This is a genomic window from Cyanobium sp. N5-Cardenillas, assembly GCF_024345515.1.
Lineage (GTDB): Bacteria > Cyanobacteriota > Cyanobacteriia > PCC-6307 > Cyanobiaceae > Cyanobium.
The window spans coordinates 1-9,135 of the sequence record NZ_JAGQBG010000124.1 but is presented as its reverse complement, the minus strand read 5'-3'; the positions used below and the strand labels follow the sequence as shown (position 1 = coordinate 9,135).

The 9,135-nt window shown below is 68.9% G+C and carries 12 protein-coding genes, 1 tRNA gene and 1 pseudogene; 7 read left to right on the top strand and 7 right to left on the bottom strand.

Going from position 1 to position 9,135, the window contains the following annotated elements; all coding sequences use genetic code 11:
* Positions 1–196: 196 nt before the first annotated feature.
* The 3 genes from KBZ04_RS10675 to KBZ04_RS10665 all read right to left on the bottom strand — a co-directional run bounded on the left by KBZ04_RS10675 (position 197) and on the right by KBZ04_RS10665 (position 755).
* Complete coding sequence (locus KBZ04_RS10675) at positions 197–394, bottom strand: hypothetical protein (RefSeq protein ID WP_015109473.1); 198 nt, start codon at positions 392–394, stop codon at positions 197–199.
* Positions 395–438: 44 nt separating this feature from the next.
* Complete coding sequence (locus KBZ04_RS10670; RefSeq protein WP_254991910.1) at positions 439–600, bottom strand: PCP reductase family protein; 162 nt, start codon at positions 598–600, stop codon at positions 439–441.
* Between the two features lie 82 nt (positions 601–682).
* Positions 683–755, bottom strand: a tRNA-Ala gene (locus KBZ04_RS10665).
* Positions 756–801: 46 nt separating this feature from the next.
* Between KBZ04_RS10665 and KBZ04_RS10660 the strand changes: the two genes are divergently transcribed.
* Positions 802–1,020, top strand: a complete 219-nt coding sequence (locus KBZ04_RS10660; RefSeq protein WP_254991909.1) for a DUF2555 domain-containing protein — start codon at positions 802–804, stop codon at positions 1,018–1,020.
* Positions 1,010–2,287, top strand: a complete 1,278-nt coding sequence (coaBC, locus tag KBZ04_RS10655) for a bifunctional phosphopantothenoylcysteine decarboxylase/phosphopantothenate--cysteine ligase CoaBC (RefSeq protein WP_254991908.1) — start codon at positions 1,010–1,012, stop codon at positions 2,285–2,287. Before KBZ04_RS10660 ends, coaBC begins: the two co-directional genes overlap by 11 nt.
* Here coaBC and KBZ04_RS10650 read toward each other — a convergent pair.
* On the bottom strand, positions 2,247–2,591 hold the full coding sequence (locus KBZ04_RS10650; protein ID WP_254991907.1) for a hypothetical protein: 345 nt from the start codon (positions 2,589–2,591) through the stop codon (positions 2,247–2,249). The two genes, coaBC and KBZ04_RS10650, sit on opposite strands and share 41 nt — an antisense overlap.
* A gap of 112 nt (positions 2,592–2,703) precedes the next feature.
* Between KBZ04_RS10650 and psbO the strand changes: the two genes are divergently transcribed.
* From psbO to KBZ04_RS10625, 5 genes are all read left to right on the top strand, one after another.
* Entirely contained in the window at positions 2,704–3,516 is an 813-nt protein-coding gene (gene psbO, locus KBZ04_RS10645; RefSeq protein ID WP_254991906.1) for a photosystem II manganese-stabilizing polypeptide, read from the top strand.
* Between the two features lie 104 nt (positions 3,517–3,620).
* Positions 3,621–4,790 carry a sulfate adenylyltransferase gene (gene sat, locus KBZ04_RS10640; protein ID WP_254991905.1) on the top strand — a complete coding sequence of 390 codons (1,170 nt, stop codon included), beginning with the start codon at positions 3,621–3,623 and terminating at the stop codon, positions 4,788–4,790.
* Positions 4,791–4,856: 66 nt separating this feature from the next.
* Positions 4,857–6,701, top strand: coding sequence for an ATP-dependent zinc metalloprotease FtsH3 (gene ftsH3, locus KBZ04_RS10635; protein WP_254991904.1), 1,845 nt, complete (start codon positions 4,857–4,859; stop codon positions 6,699–6,701).
* A gap of 49 nt (positions 6,702–6,750) precedes the next feature.
* Positions 6,751–6,969, top strand: coding sequence for a hypothetical protein (locus tag KBZ04_RS10630; RefSeq protein ID WP_254991903.1), 219 nt, complete (start codon positions 6,751–6,753; stop codon positions 6,967–6,969).
* 12 nt (positions 6,970–6,981) lie between these two features.
* On the top strand, positions 6,982–7,347 hold the full coding sequence (locus KBZ04_RS10625) for a hypothetical protein (RefSeq protein ID WP_254991911.1): 366 nt from the start codon (positions 6,982–6,984) through the stop codon (positions 7,345–7,347).
* An 8-nt stretch (positions 7,348–7,355) separates the two neighbouring features.
* Here the strand turns inward: KBZ04_RS10625 and aroC are convergent, their stop codons facing one another.
* The 3 genes and pseudogenes from aroC to KBZ04_RS10610 all read right to left on the bottom strand — a co-directional run.
* Positions 7,356–8,444, bottom strand: a complete 1,089-nt coding sequence (aroC, locus tag KBZ04_RS10620) for a chorismate synthase (RefSeq protein WP_254991902.1) — start codon at positions 8,442–8,444, stop codon at positions 7,356–7,358.
* Between the two features lie 48 nt (positions 8,445–8,492).
* Positions 8,493–8,753 carry a hypothetical protein gene (locus KBZ04_RS10615; RefSeq protein WP_254991901.1) on the bottom strand — a complete coding sequence of 87 codons (261 nt, stop codon included), beginning with the start codon at positions 8,751–8,753 and terminating at the stop codon, positions 8,493–8,495.
* A gap of 95 nt (positions 8,754–8,848) precedes the next feature.
* A pseudogene (locus KBZ04_RS10610) lies at positions 8,849–9,135 on the bottom strand (photosystem II q(b) protein); the annotation flags it as partial.

Here is a 9,135-nt window from a genome sequence, read left to right as displayed (position 1 = left end):
CTGGCGTCTTGACAGCACTTTCCCCCCACCGATAGGGGATACCAATAAAAAAGCCCGAGGCCGGGGCCCGGGCGGGGTGATGGGGACGACACCAGCAAACCAAGCTCTTCCGGCTCGGGCAAGGGGGGGCGGCCGCTGACCGGAGCGTCCCTGCAGGGGCTTGACGGCTGGGGTTGTCGGTCTCAGACGTCGCGACTCAACCGTCCCCGTCCTTCTTGCGGGAGCCCTTTCCCTCCAGCAGTTCCAGCAGCGCCTCCATCTGGGCCATCACACCCCGCACCTCGCCGGCCTCGGGCAGCAGGCCATCTTCCATCACACCCTGGTGCATCTCCCGCAGCTCCTGGCGGATGTAGCGCAGATGACTGACAACCTGTTCGCGCTTGGACTGCGACATTGAGCGGGCCCCTGATCAACCCCCTCTTTTACCCCATCGCCGTTTCACTTCCGCCCGAAGCGCTCCTTGGCCTGCTCGTAGAAGGCCAGATCCACACCCTCCAGGCCGGCTTCGCGGGCCAGGGATTCGATCCGCCGGCGAATGATCGGACGCACCACGAAGGGAATCTCCCTGAGGCTGGTTTCCGCGTCGCTGCTCCAGTTCATCGGTGCGGAAATGGGGGTCTGGATGCTGGCTGGCGATGACGTCCGGGCTGGGCGGACCCCTGCCGGCGGCCAGAATGGTGGATGGAGAATAGGGGACTCGAACCCCTGACCTCTGCGGTGCGATCGCAGCGCTCTACCAGCTGAGCTAATTCCCCTTCGATCGCCATTATCGCCATCCCGTCCCCCTTCTCGGCCGCCACCTTGGTTGATTCCAGCCTGTCCATCACCCCCGAGCAGCTCGCGGCCTTCGACGACGCGTCCATCGCTGAACTCGCCCAGCGCCTCGAGGAGGACGACTACCCCACACCGTTCGCGGGCCTCGCCGACTGGCACCTGCTGCGGGCCCTGGCCATCCACCGGCCCGACCTGATCCAGCCCTACGTCCATCTGGTGGATCAGGAACCCTTCGATGAGGAGTGAGGAGGACGCCCTTGCCGGGCGGCGGGTGCTGGTGCTGATCAGCGGCAGCATCGCGGCCGTCAAGCTGCCCCTGGTGGTCAGTGCGCTCGTGCAGAGGGGGGCCCTGGTGCGCTGTGTGCTCAGCCCCAGCGCCGAGCGTCTGGTGAGCGCGGTGGCCCTGGCCAGCCTCAGCCGCGCCCCCTGCCACGTCGAGGCCGACCAGTGGAGCCACCGGGCGGCCCGGCCCCTGCACATCGAGCTGGCCGAGTGGGCCGAGGTGGTGCTGCTGGCCCCCCTCAGTGCCACCAGCCTGGCCCGCTGGGTGCATGGCCTGGCCGACACCCTGCTGTCCAGCACCCTGATCGCCTGCGAAGCCCCCGTGCTGGCTGCCCCGGCCATGAACAGCGCCATGTGGGCCGCCCCGGCGGTGCGCCGCAACTGGCGGGAGCTGCAGGGCTGGGAGCGGGTGCTGCCCCTGGAGCCGGGCAGCGGCCTGCTGGCCTGCGACCGGGTGGGTGACGGGCGCATGGCCGCCCCGGAGCTGCTGCTGCTGGCCCTGGAGTCGCTGCTGCTGGCCGGTTGCCGCCGCGACTGGCGGGGGCGCCGCCTGCTGGTGAGTGCCGGCCCCACCCGGGAGCCTTTGGATCCGGCCCGCTGCCTCACCAACCCCAGCACCGGCCGCATGGGCGTGCTGCTGGCCCAGGCCGCCCGCCTGCGCGGCGCCACTGTCGACCTGGTGCATGGCCCGCTGGCGGTCGATCCGGCCTGGCTGGAGGGCCTGCAAGGCCACCCGGTCGTCACCGCGGCCGAGATGGAGTCGGCGCTGGAGCGGCTGCAGGGCGATGCCGATGCCATCGCCATGGCCGCCGCCGTCGCCGACCACCGTCGCCGGACCCCGCTGACCACCAAGCTCCCCAAGCAGGCCCTGGCGGAGGCGCTTCGCAGCGAATGGGAGGCGGTGCCCGATCTGCTGGCGGGCCTGGTGCAACGCCGTCCGCCGGCTCAGGCGATCCTGGGGTTCGCGGCCCAGAGCGGTGAGGTGCTCCAGGAGGCACGGGCCAAGTTCGCCCGCAAGGGCTGCGACCTGCTGTTCGCCAACCCGATTGATCGCTCAGGCGCGGGGTTTGGGGCCGCCAGCAACGAGGGCTGGCTGCTCGGGCCGGGGGAGCGGCAACGCCACGTCGGCCCCACCGGCAAACTGGCCCTGGCCCATGAGCTGCTGACGGCGCTGGCCGAGGCGATGGCGCTCAGGGCTCCGGTTCCTGTTCCGGTGCCAGCAGATCCATGAAGGTGCGCAGCTGCAGCCGGGGGATGTAGGGCCAGCCGCCGCTGCTTTCCATCTCGGAGAGCAGGGTGAACAGGCCGTTGCGGTCGCTGGGCAGGCTGCTGCGGAAGGGGCCGTCCTGGATGCTGCGGTGCAGGTGTTCGATGCTACGCAGCAGCTCAAGCAGGGCTTCAGGCTCCTGGGCGCGCTGTTCGGCGATACGGAGCAGGGCGTCAAGGGGCTCCTGGAGGTCGGAGGCGGCCGGTGCTGGGGACGGCGGCGACAAGGGCGTGGAGTCGTCGATCGGGTGGGTGCGGCTCAGGGACATCGCCCTCTCATACAGGTTGTTGAGAGCCCACGCAAGCCGCCTGGAATGGGGGTTTTGCACCGGTAGGATCCCGGCCAGCCCAGTTCCCGTTCCGTCTCTGCGGCTTCTCCCCATGCGTTTCCGTCCCCTGCTGGCCCTCGTGCTGGCTCTGTGCCTGACCCTGGTGTCCGCATGCAGCGGCGGGGCCAAGGCCGTTGATCGGGCCAACCTCACCTACGAAGACATCCACAACACCGGTCTGGCCAACGATTGCCCGACCCTGCCCGACTCCGCCCGCGGCACGATCTCCCTGGATCCGTCGGCCCGCTATCAGCTGAAGGAGATCTGCATGCACCCCTCCGAGGTGTTCGTGAAGGGGGAGCCCGCCAACAAGCGCCAGGAGGCCCAGTTCGTCGCCGGCAAGATCCTGACCCGCTTCACCTCCAGCCTGGATCAGGTCTATGGCGACCTCTCCGTGACAGCGGATGGCCTCAGCTTCAAGGAGCTGGGCGGCATCGACTTCCAGCCGATCACCGTGCTGCTGCCCGGTGGAGAGGAGGTGCCCTTCACCTTCTCCAGCAAGGAGCTCTTGGCCTCCTCCGATGGCACGTCGTTCTCGACGAGCACCGATCTGAAGGGCAAGTACCGCGCCCCGAGCTACCGCACCAGCAACTTCCTCGATCCCAAGGGGCGTGGTCTCACCACCGGCTACAGCAGCGCCGTGGGTCTGGTCCCCGCCGGTGATGAGTTCACCGGCGAAACCGTCAAGCGCTACGTGGATGGCACCGGCACCATGGACCTCTCGATCACCAAGGTGGATCCCAGCACCGGGGAATTCGCCGGGGTGTTCACCGCCATCCAGCCTTCGGACACCGACATGGGCACCAAGCCCGTCGTCGACGTCAAGATCACCGGCGAGCTCTTCGGTCGTCTCGAGCAGATCTGATCGCGCAAGCCGTTCAGCGAAGGGGCCCGAGGGCCCCTTTTTCATGGCCGAGCGCCGGTCTGGGAGGATGGATCCCTTCCCCTGTGACGCCCCGGCCCGTCGCCATGACGCTTGCCAATACCGCCCCTCATTCCGACCTGATCGCCCCCCATGGCGGCAGCCTCGTCGATCTGATGGTGCCGCCCGACCAGCGGGACGGGGTGCGGGCCGCGGTGGACCGGGTGGTCGACTGCAGCCACCGCAACGCCTGCGACGTGGAGCTGCTGATCGTGGGTGGCTTCTCGCCCCTGCGCGGTTTCATGCACCAGGAGGACTACGAGGCGGTGGTGGCCGGTCACCGCACCACCAGCGGTCTGCTGTTTGGCCTGCCGATCGTCTTCGACACCGACGACGCCTCCATCGCCGTGGGCGAGCGGCTGCTGCTCACCTACCAGGGGCAGGACCTGGCCGTGCTCACCGTGGAGAGCCGCTGGGAGCCGGACAAGGTGGTCGAGGCCAAGGGCTGCTACGGCACCACCTCCCTGGAGCATCCGGCGGTGCGCATGATCGCCACCGAGCGGGGCCGCTTCTATCTGGGCGGACGCCTCCAGGGTCTGGTCCTGCCCCAGCGGGTGTTCCCCTGCAGCACCCCAGCCGAGGTGCGCGCCACCCTGCCGGCGGGCCAGGACGTGGTGGCCTTCCAGTGCCGCAACCCCATCCACCGGGCCCACTACGAACTGTTCACCCGGGCCCTCGAGGCCCCCAACGTGAGCAAGGGCGCGGTGGTGCTGGTGCATCCCACCTGCGGTCCCACCCAGGAGGACGACATCGCCGGTGAGGTCCGCTTCGCCACCTATGAACGGCTGGCCGCCGAGGTGGCCAACCCCCGCATCCGCTGGGCCTACCTCCCCTATGCGATGCACATGGCCGGCCCCCGGGAGGCGCTGCAGCACATGATCATCCGCAAGAACTACGGCTGCACCCACTTCATCATCGGCCGCGACATGGCGGGCTGCAAATCGTCCCTGAGCGGGGACGACTTCTACGGTGCCTACGAGGCCCAGGATTTTGCCCGCGACCAGGCCACCGAACTGGGCATGGAGACGGTGCCGTCGCTCAACCTCGTCTACACCGAGGAGGAGGGCTACGTCACCGCCGAGCACGCCCAGGCCCGGGGGCTGCACATCCGCAAGCTGAGCGGCACCCAGTTCCGCCAGATGCTGCGGGGCGGTGAGGAGATCCCGGAATGGTTCGCCTTCCGTAGCGTGGTGGAGGTGCTCAGGGCCGCAGCCTGAGCCCCGTCCTCCACAGGACGCCGTTTAACATTCTGTTACTTTCATTCTCACACAGGAGACAGGGACGTGAAGAAACGCTGGCGCAACGCGGGGCTCTACGTGCTCCTGGTGATCGTGATGATCGCGGTGGGCACCGCCTTCCTGGAGCGTCCTGACCCGGCCCGGGCCCCCCGCACCCTGCGTTACAGCGATTTCGTCGAGGCCGTGCAGGCCAACGAGATCTCCCGGGTGCTGATCTCCCCCGACCGCGGCACCGCCCAGGTGGTGGAGAACGACGGCCAGCGCGCCGTGGTGAACCTCGCCCCCGACAAGGACCTGCTCAAGCTGCTCACCGACCACAACGTCGACATCGCCGTGCAGCCCAACCGGGAGCCGGCGGCCTGGCAGCAGGCGATCGGCAGCCTGATCTTCCCCCTGCTGCTGCTCGGTGGCCTGTTCTTCCTGTTGCGGCGCGCCCAGGGCGGTGGCGGCAACCCGGCGATGAACTTCGGCAAGAGCAAGGCGCGGGTCCAGATGGAACCCCAGACCCAGGTCACCTTCGGGGATGTGGCCGGCATTGAGGGCGCCAAGCTGGAGCTCACCGAGGTGGTCGACTTCCTCAAGAACCCCGACCGCTTCACGGCGGTGGGGGCCAAGATCCCCAAGGGCGTGCTGCTGGTGGGCCCCCCCGGCACCGGCAAGACCCTGCTCGCCAAGGCGGTGGCCGGTGAAGCGGGTGTGCCGTTCTTCTCGATCTCCGGTTCGGAGTTCGTCGAGATGTTCGTGGGCGTCGGCGCCAGCCGGGTGCGCGACCTGTTCGAGCAGGCCAAGAAGAACGCCCCCTGCATCGTCTTCATCGATGAGATCGACGCCGTGGGCCGCCAGCACGGCGCCGGCCTCGGCGGTGGCAACGACGAGCGGGAGCAGACCCTCAACCAGCTGCTCACCGAGATGGACGGCTTCGAGGGCAACACCGGCATCATCATCGTGGCGGCCACCAACCGCCCCGACGTGCTCGATTCGGCCCTGATGCGGCCGGGTCGTTTCGATCGCCAGGTGGTGGTCGACCGTCCCGACTACGCCGGTCGCCTCCAGATCCTGGGTGTCCATGCCCGCGGCAAGACCCTCGCCAAGGACGTCGACCTCGACAAGGTGGCCCGCCGCACCCCGGGCTTCACCGGTGCCGACCTGGCCAACCTGCTCAACGAAGCGGCCATCCTCGCCGCCCGGCGCCAGCTGGCCGAGGTGTCGATGGATGAGGTCAATGACGCCATCGAGCGCGTCATGGCCGGCCCCGAGAAGAAGGATCGGGTGATGAGCGAGCGCCGCAAGCGCCTGGTGGCCTACCACGAGTCCGGCCACGCCCTGGTGGGCGCCCTGATGCCTGATTACGACCCCGTCCAGAAGATCAGCATCATTCCCCGGGGCCAGGCCGGTGGTCTCACCTTCTTCACCCCCAGCGAGGAGCGGATGGAATCGGGCCTCTACTCCCGCTCCTACCTGCAGAACCAGATGGCCGTTGCCCTCGGCGGCCGCGTCGCCGAGGAAATCGTCTACGGCGAAGACGAAGTCACCACCGGGGCCTCCAACGACCTGCAGCAAGTGGCCCGCGTTGCCCGCCAGATGGTGACCCGCTTCGGCATGAGCGACCGCCTCGGACCGGTGGCCCTTGGCCGTGCCCAGGGCGGCATGTTCCTCGGTCGCGACATCGCCGCCGAGCGCGACTTCTCCGAGGACACCGCCGCCGCCATCGATGAGGAGGTGTCCCAGCTGGTGGCGGATGCCTACCGCCGCGCCACCGACGTGCTGCTCGCCAACCGGGCCGTGCTCGATGAGTTGGCCGAGATCCTGGTGGAGAAGGAGACGGTGGATGCCGAAGAGCTCCAGGAGCTGCTGATCTCCCGCAACGTCACGGTGGCGGCCTACGTCTAGGCCTCCCTGCGACTCCCTGATCGCGTCCCTGCACCACCAGCCCCTGCTGGTGGTGCTTCGCCATCGGCAGCTCACCCGGCTGGTTCCCCAGCTCGAACAGCTGCGTGATCTGGGGGTGCTTCACACGGAGATCGCCTGGGCCCCTGGCGCCGACTGGATCGCCCAGGGCCGGCAGCTGATCGCCACCTTCCCGGAACTGTGTCTGGGGGCCGCCTCGATCTGCAGCGAAGCCGCCCTGGAGGCGGTGCTGGAGGCCGGCTTCTCCTAGGGCGTCTCCCCCATCCTCGATGGGGCCCTTCTGGCGAGGTCGGCCGCGGCCGGCTTCACCCTGGTCCCTGGCGTGATGACACCCACGGAAGTGAACCGGGCCCGGGCTCTGGGCTGCGCCATCGTCAAGCTGTTTCCTGCCACCACGGTCGGCATCGGCCACTGGCGGCGCCTGCGGGATCCCCTGGGGGCGCCGCTGCCCTTCTGCATCGCCGCCGGTGGGCTGAAGCCCAGTGATGTCCTTCCTTGGCTGGAGGCCGGGGTTGATGCCGTCGCCCTGGGGGCCTCCCTGGGCGGTGGCGACCAGGGAGCGGCGATGGCCCCCCTGGCTGCGGAACCCCTGCGCCAGCTCCTGGCCGCCCTGCCAACGCGGCCCTGATCAGCCGATCACCAGAGGCTGCACTGGCCCTGCTGGCGCAGCAGGTGATCGGCCAGCACCAGGGCCACCATCGCCTCCACCATCGGCACGGCTCTTGGCAGCACGCAGGGATCGTGGCGTCCCTTCGCCGCCAGGGTGGTGGCGGCGCCGGAGGCATCGATGGTCTGCTGCTCCTTGCGGATCGTGGCCGTGGGTTTGAAGGCCACCCGCATCTGGATCTCCTCCCCGTTGCTGATGCCCCCCTGGATGCCGCCCGAGTTGTTGGTGGCGGTCCGCAGGCGGCCGTCGTCGCTGGGCAGGAAGGCGTCGTTGTGCTCGCTGCCGCGCAGCAGGGTGCCGCCGAAGCCGGAGCCGATCTCGAACCCCTTGGTGGCCGGCAGCGACATCACCGCCTTGGCCAGATCCGCCTCCAGCTTGTCGAACACCGGCATGCCCAGACCCACCGGCGGCCGCCGCACCAGGCATTCGATCACCCCGCCGCAGGAGTCCCCCTCCCGCCCGATCGCCTCGATGCGCTCGATCATCCGTTCGGCGACGGCCGCATCCGGACAGCGCACGATGGTGCTCTCCACCGCCTCCAGGGTCACCGTGGCGGGATCCACCACGGCCTCGATGTCGTGGATCCGGCGCACCCAGGCGATCACCTCGGTGCCGGCGGCCCGGGCCAGCAGCTGTTTGGCGATGGCGCCGGCGGCCACCCGGCCGATGGTCTCCCGGGCCGAGGCACGTCCGCCGCCGCTGCGGGCCTGGATGCCGTATTTGGTCTGGTAGGTGGCGTCGGCGTGGGAGGGGCGGAACGCCACCTCCATCTCCCTGTAGTCCTGGGGGCGCTGGTCCTTGTTGCGCACCACCATGGCGATCGGCGTGCCGAGGGTGACGCCATCGAGGAGGCCGCTGAGAACCTCGACCCGATCGTCTTCCTTGCGTGGGGTGGTGATCTTGCTCTGGCCAGGCTTGCGGCGGTCGAGTTCGGCCTGAATGGCCTCCAGATCGAGCGACAGCCGTGGCGGGCAGCCATCGACGATCACGCCCACGCCACCGCCGTGGGATTCACCGAAGGTGCTGATGCGGAAGAGGTGGCCGAAGCTGCTGCCCATGGCGTCCTGTGACTGGCGCGAGACTACGAAGCGGGTGCGTTGAAGTGTTCAGGTCCGCCGGGCCCTGACCTCCAGGATGGTGGGGCCCACGATCCTTGGCCAGATCCTCGGCCACGAAGCAAGGGCCGCCAGCAGGATGGGGCGCCAGAGGCCGTGTTGCAGCCGGAGCTGCTCCAGTTCCACGGCATCGTTTCCCAGCACGTAGGTGTCGTTGCTGGTGGCTGGGGCCTGGGGATCCGGCGCTGTCAGGCGGGCTGGCGTTCGCTGCCTGCGAGCCTGCCAGGCCTCTGGGCGGGCGCCTGAAGCCATCAAAAAACCCCCTGTGCAGGCAGGGGGTTCAAGGTGATCAAGGACGAACCAGGATCAGACGATCAGGGGGATTCCAGGGAACCGGGGGAACCGGATCAGCCGATGGCCGGGGCGGTCAGGGCCACGGGGGTGGCGCTGGCAGCCGCCAGGTCAAGCGGGAAGTTGTGCGCGTTGCGCTCGTGCATCACTTCCATGCCGAGGCCGGCACGGTTGAGCACGTCGGCCCAGGTGTTGATCACCCGGCCCTGGCCATCCAGGATCGACTGGTTGAAGTTGAAGCCGTTCAGGTTGAAGGCCATCGTGCTCACGCCCAGGGCGGTGAACCAGATGCCGACCACCGGCCAGGCCGCCAGGAAGAAGTGGAGGCTGCGGCTGTTGTTGA

Excerpts from the sequence above, each read along its gene's own strand:
- KBZ04_RS10675 (WP_015109473.1), bottom strand. The coding sequence starts at position 394 with ATGTCGCAGTCCAAGCGCGAACAGGTTGTCAGTCATCTGCGCTACATC.
- KBZ04_RS10670 (WP_254991910.1), bottom strand. The coding sequence starts at position 600 with ATGAACTGGAGCAGCGACGCGGAAACCAGCCTCAGGGAGATTCCCTTC.
- coaBC (WP_254991908.1), top strand. The coding sequence starts at position 1,010 with ATGAGGAGTGAGGAGGACGCCCTTGCCGGGCGGCGGGTGCTGGTGCTG.
- KBZ04_RS10650 (WP_254991907.1), bottom strand. The coding sequence starts at position 2,591 with ATGTCCCTGAGCCGCACCCACCCGATCGACGACTCCACGCCCTTGTCG.
- psbO (WP_254991906.1), top strand. The coding sequence starts at position 2,704 with ATGCGTTTCCGTCCCCTGCTGGCCCTCGTGCTGGCTCTGTGCCTGACC.
- sat (WP_254991905.1), top strand. The coding sequence starts at position 3,621 with ATGACGCTTGCCAATACCGCCCCTCATTCCGACCTGATCGCCCCCCAT.
- aroC (WP_254991902.1), bottom strand. The coding sequence starts at position 8,444 with ATGGGCAGCAGCTTCGGCCACCTCTTCCGCATCAGCACCTTCGGTGAA.
- KBZ04_RS10615 (WP_254991901.1), bottom strand. The coding sequence starts at position 8,753 with ATGGCTTCAGGCGCCCGCCCAGAGGCCTGGCAGGCTCGCAGGCAGCGA.